General features: G+C 68.3%; 13 protein-coding genes and 2 pseudogenes. 8 read left to right on the forward strand and 7 right to left on the reverse strand.

Annotated elements, in window-relative coordinates; translation table 11 throughout:
- The first annotated feature begins 103 nt into the window (after positions 1–103).
- Positions 104–847 (forward strand): SGNH/GDSL hydrolase family protein, encoded by a 744-nt coding sequence (locus ACIA6C_RS30055; protein WP_399280600.1) that lies wholly within the window; start codon positions 104–106, stop codon positions 845–847.
- Between the two features lie 159 nt (positions 848–1,006).
- Positions 1,007–1,369 (forward strand): hypothetical protein, encoded by a 363-nt coding sequence (locus tag ACIA6C_RS30060; RefSeq protein WP_399280602.1) that lies wholly within the window; start codon positions 1,007–1,009, stop codon positions 1,367–1,369.
- Here ACIA6C_RS30060 and ACIA6C_RS30065 read toward each other — a convergent pair.
- Positions 1,370–1,576 (reverse strand): annotated as a pseudogene (locus ACIA6C_RS30065) (hypothetical protein); the annotation flags it as partial. It abuts the gene before it with no gap.
- Positions 1,577–1,593: 17 nt separating this feature from the next.
- Between ACIA6C_RS30065 and ACIA6C_RS30070 the strand changes: the two are divergent.
- Genes ACIA6C_RS30070 through ACIA6C_RS30080 form a run of 3 tightly spaced genes read left to right on the forward strand, consistent with a single transcriptional unit; the run spans position 1,594 to position 3,157 of the window.
- Positions 1,594–2,160, forward strand: a complete 567-nt coding sequence (locus tag ACIA6C_RS30070; RefSeq protein WP_399280604.1) for a hypothetical protein — start codon at positions 1,594–1,596, stop codon at positions 2,158–2,160.
- Positions 2,161–2,189: 29 nt separating this feature from the next.
- Positions 2,190–2,690: a hypothetical protein gene (locus ACIA6C_RS30075; protein WP_399280606.1), complete on the forward strand. Its 501-nt coding sequence runs from the start codon at positions 2,190–2,192 to the stop codon at positions 2,688–2,690.
- Positions 2,691–2,692: 2 nt separating this feature from the next.
- Positions 2,693–3,157, forward strand: a complete 465-nt coding sequence (locus tag ACIA6C_RS30080) for a hypothetical protein (RefSeq protein WP_399280608.1) — start codon at positions 2,693–2,695, stop codon at positions 3,155–3,157.
- Positions 3,158–3,428: 271 nt separating this feature from the next.
- On the opposite strand, the gene ACIA6C_RS30085 is transcribed toward ACIA6C_RS30080, so the two are convergent.
- The 3 genes from ACIA6C_RS30085 to ACIA6C_RS30095 all read right to left on the reverse strand — a co-directional run bounded on the left by ACIA6C_RS30085 (position 3,429) and on the right by ACIA6C_RS30095 (position 5,498).
- Positions 3,429–4,243, reverse strand: a protein-coding gene (locus tag ACIA6C_RS30085; protein WP_399280698.1) for an IS5 family transposase whose coding sequence is annotated in 2 segments (ribosomal slippage) — positions 3,429–3,901 and positions 3,901–4,243 — 816 coding nt in all. Because the reading frame shifts where the segments join, the coding sequence is not laid out codon by codon here.
- 51 nt (positions 4,244–4,294) lie between these two features.
- Positions 4,295–5,103, reverse strand: a protein-coding gene (locus ACIA6C_RS30090; protein WP_399280609.1) for an IS5 family transposase whose coding sequence is annotated in 2 segments (ribosomal slippage) — positions 4,295–4,753 and positions 4,756–5,103 — 807 coding nt in all. Because the reading frame shifts where the segments join, the coding sequence is not laid out codon by codon here.
- A gap of 92 nt (positions 5,104–5,195) precedes the next feature.
- Positions 5,196–5,498: a hypothetical protein gene (locus tag ACIA6C_RS30095; protein WP_399280611.1), complete on the reverse strand. Its 303-nt coding sequence runs from the start codon at positions 5,496–5,498 to the stop codon at positions 5,196–5,198.
- 185 nt (positions 5,499–5,683) lie between these two features.
- On the opposite strand from ACIA6C_RS30095, the pseudogene ACIA6C_RS30100 reads away from it, so the two are divergent.
- Positions 5,684–6,977, forward strand: a pseudogene (locus ACIA6C_RS30100) (IS701 family transposase).
- Between the two features lie 617 nt (positions 6,978–7,594).
- Here ACIA6C_RS30100 and ACIA6C_RS30105 read toward each other — a convergent pair.
- The 3 genes from ACIA6C_RS30105 to ACIA6C_RS30115 form a co-directional block, all read right to left on the reverse strand.
- Entirely contained in the window at positions 7,595–8,428 is an 834-nt protein-coding gene (locus ACIA6C_RS30105; protein WP_399280613.1) for an SDR family oxidoreductase, read from the reverse strand.
- Positions 8,429–8,630: 202 nt separating this feature from the next.
- Positions 8,631–9,227 carry an NADPH-dependent F420 reductase gene (locus ACIA6C_RS30110; protein WP_399280615.1) on the reverse strand — a complete coding sequence of 199 codons (597 nt, stop codon included), beginning with the start codon at positions 9,225–9,227 and terminating at the stop codon, positions 8,631–8,633.
- Between the two features lie 41 nt (positions 9,228–9,268).
- Positions 9,269–10,087 (reverse strand): inositol monophosphatase family protein, encoded by an 819-nt coding sequence (locus ACIA6C_RS30115; protein ID WP_399280617.1) that lies wholly within the window; start codon positions 10,085–10,087, stop codon positions 9,269–9,271.
- Positions 10,088–10,223: 136 nt separating this feature from the next.
- Between ACIA6C_RS30115 and ACIA6C_RS30120 the strand changes: the two genes are divergently transcribed.
- Both ACIA6C_RS30120 and ACIA6C_RS30125 read left to right on the forward strand, forming a co-directional pair.
- On the forward strand, positions 10,224–11,129 hold the full coding sequence (locus tag ACIA6C_RS30120) for a LysR family transcriptional regulator (RefSeq protein WP_399280619.1): 906 nt from the start codon (positions 10,224–10,226) through the stop codon (positions 11,127–11,129).
- A 179-nt stretch (positions 11,130–11,308) separates the two neighbouring features.
- Complete coding sequence (locus ACIA6C_RS30125; protein ID WP_399280621.1) at positions 11,309–12,790, forward strand: alpha/beta hydrolase family protein; 1,482 nt, start codon at positions 11,309–11,311, stop codon at positions 12,788–12,790.
- Positions 12,791–12,894 lie beyond the last annotated feature (104 nt).

Below are 12,894 nucleotides of genomic sequence, written 5' to 3' on the forward strand. Positions count from 1 at the left end.
CATCGACAAGCTCAACGACAAAGGCATCGACAAGTGTCACCGATCCAAGCTGGCATGGTCGAGGCAGGCAAAGCTTCCGGGTAACTCGGGTTCGATCGGAGCCATGGCCGACAATCTTGACCCTGAGATGGAATACCACTTCATAGCGTGCTCCGGAGCACGCACCTACAACATCCTCGCCAAGGGCCAGTCCAGCGAGGTGGCACAGGTCGAAGCCGGATACCTGGACCAGAACACCAGCCTGGTGACACTCAGCATCGGCGGCAACGACGCCCGCTTCAGCGAGATCATCACGAAGTGCATCGACGTCCCGATCCTGTCTCTCACCACGTGCCGGTATGCGGAGCTCGACAACGTTGATCCCGCTACCGGTAACAAGACAGGCGGTACGACGGGTCTCCTGAGGGACTGGGCGCCAAAGTGGCTGCACGACTCAGTACGGCCGCAGATCTCCAAGACCCTGAATGCCATCCACGCCAAGGCGCCAAACGCGAAGGTCGTCCTCATGGGCTACCCGCATTTGGTGGAGAAGGACCATAGCTGTCTTCCCAATGCCTATGAGGACGGCGAATACAACTGGGTGCGCCTCCTGGCCGACACCCTCGCCACCGAGATGAAGGGAGCTGCTCAGGATTCTGGATCGTGGGCGGTCTTCTCCGACCCGCGGAGCAACTTCGATACCAAGGCCATTTGCGGTAGCCCCGAGAGTATTCACGGCATCGTGATGACCGGGCGGGAGCGGGCGGACAACGACCTTCCGGTGCCGTCCATGCAGTCCTTCCATCCCAAGCCCTCCGGGGCTCGTCTCTACGCGGATGCCCTGGAACAGACGTTGCAAGGCAAGTGACAGACAAATGACTAGGGGGGCCTGAGTACGTGTACTCAGGCCCCAGGCCACCGATGAGAGAAGACTCCAAGCATGTACACCCCACACGCAGAGCCACGGACTGTGATGCCAAAAGTGTTCGGAGCGGCTGTTACCGGTGCGGTTCTAGCCTACGGTGTCGTGCAGTGCTTCTTCTGGGTCGAGCATCGCGAGAAGAAGGTATGCGAGGGAGTAGACGGCCTCTGTTGGACCTGGTGGGACTGGGCGGCGATCCCTCTCGCCCTTACGACTGCCTTGATCGTCCTGACAGTCGTCTACAAACAGTTGGACATCGGAAACCGGCTCGCAGTCATCCTGCCGACGATCATGCTGGCGCCGTTCCCTCTCGCCGCCGCACAGACGGCCGTCGGCTCGTGGGCTGCCACCATTACAGGTGGAGTGTGGTCATGTATTCTCGCGCTGGCCGCGTGGAGCCGTCACCGGATCCTGGGGCTCTCAGCTTCGGCTGCCCTGCCGAGGCCCGGTTGTGGGCTGGTGAGCTGAAACCGCGGCCTTGGCTATCACCACCTTCGTGTCGAAAGTGACCGTGTCGTCGATGCCGGCGGCCCGCTGGCACGCTTGCCCACCCGCTACGGCCTCTGCCACCGCTGCGCCGAACGCCCGGTCCTCCGTCCATGACGTGGGGAGGTAGAGGCGGCGGTCGATCAGGGTGCGGCCGCGCCGGCCGGCATAGGCGAGGAAATCGCCCAGTCATAGACGCGAGGGCCGTGGGCGCCGTCGCCGCAACGTTGACCGAGGGGGACCTGAAGCTCTCCGGGATCGCCGACTCCTACGGTGGAGGCAGAGCAACAGCCAACTACGGATTCACCGACCAGGGCGCCTCCGCCAAAGTTGAGGCATCAGCTGGAGTACGGGGACTGGCTGAGGGCCGGGCCGACTACGGCTATGTCGGCCAATACGTGAGGGCCGAGGGATTCGCCGGCGCCGAAGCCGGTGTCACCGCCAAGGCGACTAAGGAAGAGGTCACCATCGGCGCCAAGGGGTTCGCGGGAGCCAAGGGGACCCTCGCTGGGGGCGCTGAGGCGTTCGGGATCGGCGTCGGTGTCAACGCCGAAGGGTGGGCGGGCCCCGGCGCAGAGGCGTGGTGGGGCTACAAGAAGGACGAGAAGACCGGCGTGTGGAAGATCGACGGCGACGCGGGTCTTTCCCCACTTCTCGGCGGCAAGGTGGGACTCGAAATTACCATTGATCCCCACAAGGTATCCAACGCCGTCGACGACGCCGCCGACGCCTTGGGCGATGCGGCCCACGCGGTTGGCGGCTGGTTCGACTGATGCACAACCTTATGGAAGGAGGGCTCCCAATGCCCGCGACGCTGCCCGTGCCGATCGAATTCCGCCTACCCTACGGCTGGCTTCCGGCCAAGCCGAACGCTGTCGCCACCGACGAAGTGGCCTTCGCCGCAGTGCATCCGCACCCGGATGCAGGATTCGCCGCCAACATCACCATCGACGGCGGCATCCCAACGCAGGCCGAAACGCTGGCCGACCTCGCCGACGCATCAGTGGAGCGACTGCGGCACGCCGCCGACTCGGCGGTGGAGGTCACCCACCGCCGAGAGGTCGGCCCACCGGATGGACCGGCCCTGACCCAGCACCTGGCCTTCTCAGCCAGCATCCGAGACGCACGTCGCGACCTCATCCAGTCCCAGGTCTACCTGTCCCTGCAGGACGTCACGGATTCACACGAGCGCGCGGTGATCCGGCTGGCCTTGACCACCACGGCAAACCAGCACGACTCCGTCCTGGCTGAATTCCAGGAATTCGTGCGCACCGTGCGCCCAGGAAGCGGGGCGGGGGCGTAACCATGAGTCGCTTCACGGACAAGTTGACCGGCACCAAATATCCCCGCAGGGGAGTCACCGCGCTGCCGTGGCCGGAGGTGCGGGCCGCACTCCTCGCCATCAACGGCCCGAACGTCAGGTTCCTCGTGCGAGAAGGAACCCCCGAGGAACGCGCTGACGTAGTAGCGGAGTTCGAACACCTGCCGTTGGACCTGACCCTCAAAACCCGCATGCGCCTGAACCCCGCAAAGCACGAAGTCCGTGTCCTTGAGGAGATGTGGGAGCCCACGGCCGACGCAGCCCGCAGACAGTACGGACGCGGACCGGCGCACAAGGTGTATCGGCAGTGGGAGAAGCAGCAGGGGGCGGACGGCCGCCCACATAAAGTCGAAACATTCCGGTTCGCCACCCAGGACATGAGGATCCCCCTACAGCAAGTGGTCCTCGGCGCGGGCTGGACGTGGCGCGGCGTGCTGTTCAAACTTTAAGCTTCTTCCTGGTCTGATTTGGTCACACTCGGTGGTGGTTTCGGCCATTTGACCGTTGGGCCACGTCGTTGCGGGCGGCGGCTTGGTGGTGTGACCGAGCGATTCACAGAAGCACTCAGGGACCCGCTCGGAGACCTCTGGCCCGCTACGCTCAAGTCCACGGGCAGTTCACGACCAACGCTGCGGCCGACCGCTTCTGCCTGCGGACTGCGTACCGAAGGCGCCCTTACGCCGACTGGTTGCGGTGGCCGCCAGGGGCTAAGACCGTGTCCTACATGGTCAGTTTGAGGAGCCGTTTGTAGCAGCAGAGGGCTGCGGCGAGGCCGAGAAAGGCCAGGTAGTTGCCTGGTTTTCGTTCGTAGCGATGGTTGAGTCTGCGGTAGCCGGTGAGCCAGGACATGGTCCGTTCGATGACCCACCTGCGTCGCCCGAGTCGCTCGCTGGACTCGATGCCCTTCCGTGCGATACGGACGCCGATGCGCTTGCCCCAGAGCCATTTCCGCAGTTCAGGGATGTCGTATGCCTTGTCGGCATGCAGGCGCTGGGGCTTGGAATCGGCTGCGTGGGATTCGTGTCCCATGTGGAAATGGGACAACATCGGCTTGAGGGCCAGGCTGTCGTGGGTGTTGGCCGCGGAGAGTCCGACGCGTAAGGGCAGTCCTGCCGCGTCGGACAGGACATGCATCTTGGAACCGGACTTACCCCGGTCCATGGGGCTCGGACCTGCAAGTTCGCCCCCTTTTTAGCGCGGACATGAGCGGAGTCGAGGACCGCCCGAGACAGGTCGACCAGACCGTGGCCATCCAGGAGCTCGAGCACCTTCTGGTGCAGCCGGCCCCAGACCCCGGCTCTGGACCAGATCAGGAACCGGCGATGCACGGTCGACTTCGACGCCCCGAAACACGGCGGCAGCGCCCGCCAGGCGCAACCACTGACGAGCACGTAGACAATCGCGGCGAACACCGCCTCATCATCGATGTTCGCGACCCCACCACCCTGCGGCCGCACGCGAGCAGGAGGTAGTAACGGCTTCGCTATCTCCCACAGCCCGTCCGGAACGATCCATCCCCACCGTCCACTCCCCATGACGAGCACAACGGGCAACCAGCCATGTAGGACATGGTCTAAGAGGTCGTTTCATTTGGTGAGGCGGCGGTGGCAGATGAGGGCGGCTGCTATGCCAGCGAAGGCGAGGAAGTGTTCTGCCTTGCGTTCGTAGCGGCAGTGGAGTCGGCGGCAGCCGGCGAGCCAGGACACGGTCCTCTCAACGACCCAGCGGTGGCGGCCGAGCCGCTTTGAGGACTCGATGCCCTTGCGAGCGATGCGGTGGCGGATGCCGCGTTTGCGGAGCCATCGCCGCAGGTGGTCGTAGTCGTAGCCCTTATCTGCGTGGAGCTCGCCGGGTCGGCGTCGACGCGGTCCTCGCCGGGACCGGATCGGCGGGATCCCGCGCACGAGCGGTTCAAGGCCCAGGCTGTCGTGCATGTTCGCGCCGGAGATGCCGAGCGAGAGAGGTAGTCCGTTCCGGTCGGCGATCAGGTGGATCTTCGATCCCAACTTGCCTCGGTCGGTCGGATTCGGTCCCGTCAGTGGCCCCCTTTTGCCGCCCGGAGGCTGACGGAGTCGATCGCACACCGGGACCAGTCCAGTTCCCCGCGGGCGCCGAGTTCGTCGAGTATGACGCGGTGGAGCCGGGCCCAGACCCGGGCCCGGCTCCATTGGGCGAAGCGTCGGTAGACCGTCTGCCAGCTCGGGCCGAACACCGGCGGCAGTTGCCGCCACGTGCAGCCCGAGGTCGCCACGAAGACGATCGCGGCCAGGGCCTCGCGGTCACCCGCCCGGCGCCGGCCGCCGCCCTGCGGACGTATCACCTCTGTCGGAGGCACCACCCGCCGGAACAACACCCACAACTCATCCGGCACCAGCCGCTCAATCAGATCCGCCATGCACGATTCAACGAACGATCACGCCATAAGAAACGCTGTCTTAGTACTCCAGTGTGACTTCGTAGTTGCACGTCACGTCGCGCGTGTGGTCGCTACTGGGCGGTGTCCTGCCCGATCGCGTGCAGAACATCGGCGAGCCAGACCAGGTGGTGGCCCACGGCCCGGTTCGGGTCGGCAAGGAGGTCCTCAAGGTGCTGCCACGACTCGGAGAGCTGCCCGATGGTGATCGTTTTCGGTTCGTTCGGGACGTCGTAGAGTTCGTCGCCCGGAATGGACCAGAAGTAGTCGTGTTCGAGTGCCACTGCGCTGCCAGCTGACGCTTCGATGTGTTGCAGTGCCAGCTCGAAGGCCGTCCGAAGCTGATCAAGGGGGATCCGCAGAGGTTCGCTGTCCATGTGCTCATTGTGTCGATCAGGGGCCGTCGGGCCGAAGCAAGGAGTTCGGCACTGCCCAGGACCGGCCTGGAGCGAAAGTGGCCACCGCGTGATCATCGGGGGTTGTGTGGACTCCTGAAGATCGTGCGGTGGCTGCTGGCCATAGCGGAGACCCGGTCCGGTGGCGGGCGCTGTTCGACCAGGCCATGGCCCGGATCGTGGGCCGGTTCCGACGCGTGGAACCGCAGGCGACAGCCCGCGCGTACCTGCTCGGGCTGCTGTCCGGCGTCGAGCGGAAGAACTGCTGGCGACTGGCCGAACGGGCTGGTCACGCACGTCCCGGACCGATGCAGCGTCTGCTGCGAAGCGCCTGCTGGGACGCTGATTCCGTCCGCGACGAAGTCCGCGCGTACGCCGTCGAGCACCTCGGTGGCGATGGTGGCGTTCTGATCGTCGACGAGACCGGCTTCCTGAAGAAGGGCCGGTCCTCGGCGGGCGTGCAGCGGCAGTACACCGGCACCGCCGGACGCATCGAGAACAGCCAGGTCGGTGTCTTCCTCGCCTATGCAACCAGCCGGGGGCGGGCGCTGATCGACCGCCGGCTCTACCTGCCTGAGCATTCCTGGTGCACCGATCCCGAGCGCCGCCAGGCGGCCGGGATACCTGACGCGGTGCAGTTCGCGACCAAACCCGCCTGGCCTGTGAGATGATCGCCGCCGCACTGGACGCCGGGGTGGACGCACCGTGGGTGACTGGCGACGAGGCATACGGACAGGACCCGCAGCTTCGTGCAGTCCTGGAGACTCACGGGACCGGCTACGTTCTGGCTGTCGCCTGCTCCATCCGGGTCCGGATCAACTCCGGCCGCACACCGGTTCGCGCGGATACGGTCGCCGACCGCCTGCCCGAGGCAGCCTGGCACCAGCAAAGCGCCGGCAACGGCGCGAAGGGCCTACGCTATTACGACTGGGCGTGGATCCATATTGGCACCGGCGAACACCGTCATCTGCTGATCCGCCGCAACCCCGCCACAAGGGAACTCGCCTTCTACCTGTGCTGGTCACCCGCCGCAGTGCCCCTGGGCGAACTCGTCCGCGTGGCCGGCAGCCGCTGGAGCGTTGAAGAGTGCTTCCAGGCCGCCAAAGGCCAAGTCGGCCTGGATCACTACCAGCTGAGGAACTGGACCTCATGGCACCGGCACGTCACGCTCGCCATGCTCGCGCTGGCCTTCCTCGCCACCGTCGCCGCCGATGCCGCCCCCGACCGGCCAGCCGACCCACATCACCGCACCCGGGGCAGCAACCCGGTCTCGCTGACCGTTCCGGAGATCCGCCATCTGTTCACCGCCGTCCTCAACCCACCAGTCGTGTCCCCTGCCAGACTGCTGCACTGGTCGAACTGGCGCAGACGCCACCAGGCAACAGCCCGGCGCAGCCATTACCGACGACGCTCAGCCCACGAAGCCAGCGGATAGATCACGAAACCGCACTGGAGTACTAGCCGGCTGATGTCCGTGCGGGATGAGTCGATCAGGGCCCCTGCCGGGAATCCATTTCCCCGTTGAAGCCTCTGTGACCGGGTGGCCGTGCCCGGATGGCCGCCGCCTTCCCGGACACGGTCGTTACCAGGTGCTGATGACGGCCCAATCGCGCCTTTGGTGCCCTTGGCGCCGTTGCCACCGGAGCGTGCGTAGCCGCCGTCCAGGCCCTTCCACTTGCCGCCCTTGGCGTTGCCGACGTTGGGCTCCCACTTGCCTCCCAGGCCGCCGCTCCCGCCTGACGTGCCGTGCGCTCCCGCGCCGCCGTGGCCGCCGGCGCCGTGGGACTTGCCGTTCGACACGGTCGCGGCGCCTCCCCTGCCGCCGGCACCGCCACCGATCTTGCCGTTCGTACCTCCCCTACCCCCTTGCCCCCGCTGCCGGGCCGCCCTGCCTCATCGCTGAATCACCCCGTCGCGCCCGCAAGCGAATGCAGGCGTCGGAGTACGACGACGAAGTTGTCCCAATCCCCGTCGCACTCCGTGCCCGCTGTGGCTGTGGTTTCCTGCGGCATCGTTCCCAGGTCGGCTTCGGCCGCGCTCTTCCGGCACGTGATGGACCGTCCCGGATGGTGGGTGGGTCAGGTGGTGGTCGGTGGGGCCTGGGTGAGGGCGCGGGCAGCCGCGAACTCGGCCAGGTAGGCACGGTGGTCCTCGTCCAGGTAGCCGTAGGCGTCGTCGCCGATGGGGATGCGCAGGGGCGTGGCGTCGGCCCGGACGATGTCGAGGACCTGGGCCGCGAAGTCCTCGGGGGAACCGGTTTCCGGGTTCTCCGCCAAGCCGCGGGCGCCTTCGAGCATCTCGCGGTTGGTGATGTCGTAGGCGGGGACCCGGTGGTGGGCTTCGGCCATGGAGGTTCCGTAGCGGGTGGCGAACATGCCCGGTTCGAGCACGGTCACGCGGATGCCGTGTGGTGCGGCCTCGATGGCAAGGGCTTGGCTCATTCCTTCGAGGGCGTGCTTCCCGGTGACGTAGGCCGCCAGCCCCGGGAAGGCCATCCGGCCGACGACGGACGAGACGTTGACGACATGGCCATGGCCCTGGGCCCGCATCAGCGGCAGCACCAGCCGGGTGAGCCGCCACGGGCCGACGACCAGTGTCTCCAGTTGGTCGCGCAGTTCCGCGTCGGAGACCTCCTCGACGGCGCCGAACAGCCCGACACCGGCATTGTTGACGAGGACATCGATGCCTCCCAGACGGTCGGCGGCCGTGCGTACGGCCTGCTCGCAGGAGGCGGCGTCCCTCAGTTCGAGCGGGATCGCAATGACGCGGCCGGGCCAGGCGGCGGCGAGTTGCTCCAGGTCGGCGGTCTTGCGCGCGGTGACCGCCAGTTCGTCGCCGGCCTGCGCGGCGGCGGTGGCCAGGGCCTGTCCGAGCCCGGAGGAGCATCCCGTGATCAGCCAGCGTCTCGCCATGGTTCCCCCGAAGTGTCGGTGCCGCGTGTTCCCGCCGAGCAGCGGACGCCCATGGTCGACGGGTCTCCCGGCCCATGGCCATCCCTCCCAGGGGGGCGCGCGGGGGCACGCGGGTAGTCTCGCGGCGTTGCTCACGCCCCCGCTCACGGCGACCTGTGCTGAAATCCCCTCGGTCGAGGACAGCGGTGAATCTGTGGGCCGGTCAGCGGGCGATCGAGATCGCGAAAGGCTCGAATCCGTTGGACCGCATCACGTGCGGTACGAACAGGATCGCGGCCTCCGTGGCGCGGGCGGTCTGGATGCCGCCGAGATCGGCGATCCACTCCTTGCGCCAGCCGAGGTCGATGAGCAGGTCACGGACGGTCTCCTTGGCCTGCGGGTCGTCGCTGGAGAGGAAGGCGTCGGGCGCCTGGGTGAGCACGGCGGGCGCGGTCATCACCGGGAAGAGCATGGTGTTGAGCGTCTTGACGACGCGCGTCTGCGGCAGCGCTTCCTGGAGTTGCTCGGCGAGGCTCGAGCCGGGGTAGAGCAGGTGGGCGGGCAGTCCGTCCGGGCCGTCGACGGTGGCGTTGGACACGTCGACGAGGATCTTGCCGCGCAGTTCCTCCCGCAGGGCGACGAGCCGGTCCAGCGAGCCGTCCCCCGGGGTGGCGTTGATGACGATCCGGGCCGTGCGGGCAGCGTCGGCGGCGGCGCCCGGCGTGCGGTCCGTCACGGTTACCTCGTGCCCTGCCCGGGTGAGGGCTGTGGCCAGGCTGCTGCCGACGCGGCCGTTTCCGAGAACTGCGATCGTGGTCATGATGATGTGGTCCTTCCGTGCGTGTGGGTTGTGGTGCGACGTCAGCGGGAGAGGGTGGCGACGGCCTCGGCGTGGACGCCGGGCGCGGCGGCCAGGAGGCTCTGGCTCAGGGGGGTCCAGGGGCGCCCCTCGGCGTCGGAGATCCGTCCGCCCGCCTCGGTGACCAGCAGCGCCCCGGGCAGCAGGTCCGCGCGGGCGCCGGCGTACTGCCAGAAGGCATCGATGCGGCCGGTGGCCACGTCCAGCAGGTGCAGGGTCGCGGGCACGGCGGTGCGCACGACGAGCGCGTCGAAGAGCATCGCGGTGATCGAGGAGCCGATGCGCCGCACCACCGTCTCGTCCTCGTCCGGCCGGGCCTGGCTGGTGGCCACGATGCTCAGGCCGAGGTCCGCGGTCTGGGAGACGTGCAGCGGTCGGCCGTCGAGGTAGGCGCCTGCGCCGGTGAGCGCGGTGTAGGTCTCGCCGGTCAGCGGTACGTGGACCGCGGTGAGCACCGGCTGGTTCTCCCGCACGAGGGTGGCGGTCACCGCCCACTCCGGCAGACCGTGCAGGTGGTTGACGTTGCCCTCGGCCGGGTCCACGACCCACCATTCGCCGGCCGGCAGCGCCCCGCCGTCCAACTCGTCCTCCACCCAGCCGGCATCGGGGCGCAGGCTCGTGAGACGGGGGCGCAGGATGGCGAGGACCGATTCGTCGTTGGTGGCGAGCGCGCTCATCAGCTCTTCGCGGGTGCGGTAGCCGGCCACCTCGCCGAAGCGCTCGCGCAGCACCGAACCGGCCGCGCGCACGGTGTCCGCGGTCTGGGCGAGCAGGTCGGCGTCGGAGGAGGCGAGGCCGGTGGTCCGAAGCGTTGTGGACATGGTGGTGCTCCAGTCTGAGGAGGGGTGTTGAGCCGGTCGCGGCCGCGCTGTGCGTTCCGTCGTGCGCTCTTCCTCGAAGGTATCCAGCACAACGATTAACAACAACTGCATGTAAAGCACGGCTAGGATTACTCGCATGCAATTGGATTTGAACCTGCTCACCGCGCTGGACGCACTCCTGGAGGAGGGCAGCGTGGCCGGGGCGGCCGCGCGCCTGCATGTCACCGCGCCCGCGATGAGCCGGAGTCTGGGCAGGATCCGGCGCACGACCGGGGACCAGATCCTGGTGCGCACGGGCCGCACGATGACCCCGACCCCGTATGCGCTCGCCGTCCGGGAGCAGGTGCACGAGCTGCTGCACCGGGTCCAGGGGGTGTTGGCTCCGAGCCGTGAACTCGATCTGGCGACGTTGGAGCGCACGTTCACGCTCCGCTGGCACGATTCGCTGGTCGCTGCGAGCGGCCCCGCACTGCTCTCGGCGGTACGTGGACAGGCACCGGGCGTGCGATTGCGCTTCGTCGCGGAAGCGGGTATCGACACCCCCGGATTGCGGCGCGGCGAGGTCGACCTGGAGGCGAACGCGAACCCCCCGAGCGCGCCGGACATCCGTAGCGAGAGCGTGGGCGAGACCCGCCTCGTCGTCGTCGTGAGGCAGGGGCACCCCCTCACCCGCGTCAGGACCCTCACCGCGAAGCGGTACGCCGCCGCCGAACACGTCACCGTCTCGCGACGCGGAAACCTCGGCAATGGCCTCGACGACGCGCTGGGGCGGCTCGGCCTCGCCCGCCGCGTAGTGGCGAGTGCGCCCACCGAAGCGGCCGCGCTGGAGTTCGTGCGCGGCTCCGATCTGCTGATCAGCGTCCCCGAAGCCACCACGCGCTCCGCGGTCGCCGACCTCGGCCTGGTCGTACTCCCTCTCCCCCTCGAACTCCCGTCGGCACGCGTCTACCTGTCGTGGCATCAGCGCTACGACACCGACCAGGCCCATGCCTGGCTGCGCGGGCTGGCACGTACCGCCCTGGCCGTGGACGAGGCGTCGTAGCCGGCACCCCACCCGGGGCCTCGTAGCCGGCACTCCCGCCCGGTCGCCTCGCCCACCGGCCCCCAAGGGACCACGTGCTGGTGCACGGCCGGCGCCGCCGCACAGACGATGCGACTCTGGTCGCAGAGGGCGTGCCTCGGACTGCGACTTCGGTTGCACGCGACGGCGACCCGGGAGTGATGTGGTGGGGGTCGTCCCGCGCCAAGGATGGCCGGGTGACCGAAATCATCACGGGACTGCACATGTCCCCCCTGGAAATCCTGGTGCTGCTGGGCGCCGTCGCGTTGGTGGCGGCGCGCTGGCTTCCTGCCGCGGCGCGCCCTACCGTCACCGTCGCGGCCGGCTCGGGTCTCGTGCTGTCCGTGCTCGTGCTGAGCGTGGTGGGGCTGCGGTGGCAGATGGTCCCGGTACTGGCGGGCGCCGCCTTCGTGTTGCCGTTCGCCGTCGTTGCCGTGCTGCGACGCCGGCTCGGCCGGCCGGTGGGGCGGGCCCGGTGGTGGCTGGCGTTGCCGGGATCGGCGGTCTGCGTCGGCCTGATCACGATGGGTCCGGTGGCCGCCTGGTCCTGTCCCGTCCCCGTGTTCCCCGAACCGACGGGCAGCTTCGCGGTCGGTACCCGCGTGATGCAGTGGACCGACCCGAACCGTCCGGAGACCGCCACCGCCACACCCGACGACCGGCGCACGGTCGTCGTCCAGCTCTGGTACCCCGCGCGGAAGAGCCCCACAGGCGCGCAGCCGGCCCAGTACCTCGGCCGCACCCGGCAGGAGGCACGCACCGTCTCCGACGCCCTCGCGCACTACGCCGGGCTGCCCGGTTTCCTGGTCGACGGTGTTCCGCGCGCCCACACCCATTCGGTCTTCGACGCCCCGGTGGCCGACGGGGCCGCACGGTTCCCCGTCGTGCTGTTCTCCCCCGGCCTGGGCGGAGTGCGCACGCAGAACACCGCCTGGGCGGAGGAACTGGCCGCCAACGGCTACGTGGTCGCCGCCCTGGACCACCCCTACGACTCCGCCGCCGTCGTCCTGACCGACGGCCGGACGATCGACACCGAGATCGCCTCGACCGGCGACGACGACGAAGACGACAAACGGGCTGCCGAAACCACGCGGATACGGGCCGCAGACCTCAGCTTCGTCCTCACTCAGCTGGACTGTCTGGACCGAGGTGAACTCGCCGGCCCGCTGACCGGACGTCTGGACACCGGCCGGGCCGCGGCGACCGGCCACTCCCTGGGTGGCGGCGCAGCCCTCCAAGCAGCTCGCCAGGACAGCCGGTTCGCCGCCGTCATCAATATGGACGGCTACCCCCGCGACCCCGATCCGCGCCCCTTCCACCAGCCGGCGCTCGCCCTCACCCAAGCCATCGGCCCGCAGACCGACTCGCGTTACATACCCCGCCTCACCGAGGTCCTCAGGCTCAGCACCGCGACGAGCTACCGGCTCACCATCCCGGGCGCCGCGCACCTCACTTTCACGGACGCCCCCCTGTACCTGCCGCCGGTGCCCTCGGTAGTCGGCTCTCTGGGCCGCACCGAGAGCCAGCACGTCGTCGCCGCAACCACGCTCGCCTTCCTGAACACCACCTTGCGGCACGCACCCGGTGACCTGGCCGGCGCCCTGTCCGCCTACGGCGGCCTCAGCGTCTACGACAACCGCTGATCGGCCGCGCCGCCGTCTGCCGAGGGCACGACCGATCCCCGGTCCCCTTTGTCTCCTGCTCTCCGGCAGGTTGATGCCGAGTCACCGACTCCGGCGGCCACTGC

The organism is Streptomyces sp. NPDC051578 (genome assembly GCF_044454045.1).
Lineage (GTDB): Bacteria > Actinomycetota > Actinomycetes > Streptomycetales > Streptomycetaceae > Streptomyces.

Bases quoted from the DNA above. Each gene is read 5' to 3' on its own strand.
- ACIA6C_RS30055 (WP_399280600.1), top strand. From the start codon at position 104: ATGGCCGACAATCTTGACCCTGAGATGGAATACCACTTCATAGCGTGC.
- ACIA6C_RS30075 (WP_399280606.1), top strand. From the start codon at position 2,190: ATGCCCGCGACGCTGCCCGTGCCGATCGAATTCCGCCTACCCTACGGC.
- ACIA6C_RS30080 (WP_399280608.1), top strand. From the start codon at position 2,693: ATGAGTCGCTTCACGGACAAGTTGACCGGCACCAAATATCCCCGCAGG.
- ACIA6C_RS30095 (WP_399280611.1), bottom strand. From the start codon at position 5,498: ATGGACAGCGAACCTCTGCGGATCCCCCTTGATCAGCTTCGGACGGCC.
- ACIA6C_RS30105 (WP_399280613.1), bottom strand. From the start codon at position 8,428: ATGGCGAGACGCTGGCTGATCACGGGATGCTCCTCCGGGCTCGGACAG.
- ACIA6C_RS30110 (WP_399280615.1), bottom strand. From the start codon at position 9,227: ATGACCACGATCGCAGTTCTCGGAAACGGCCGCGTCGGCAGCAGCCTG.
- ACIA6C_RS30115 (WP_399280617.1), bottom strand. From the start codon at position 10,087: ATGTCCACAACGCTTCGGACCACCGGCCTCGCCTCCTCCGACGCCGAC.
- ACIA6C_RS30120 (WP_399280619.1), top strand. From the start codon at position 10,224: ATGCAATTGGATTTGAACCTGCTCACCGCGCTGGACGCACTCCTGGAG.
- ACIA6C_RS30125 (WP_399280621.1), top strand. From the start codon at position 11,309: ATGTGGTGGGGGTCGTCCCGCGCCAAGGATGGCCGGGTGACCGAAATC.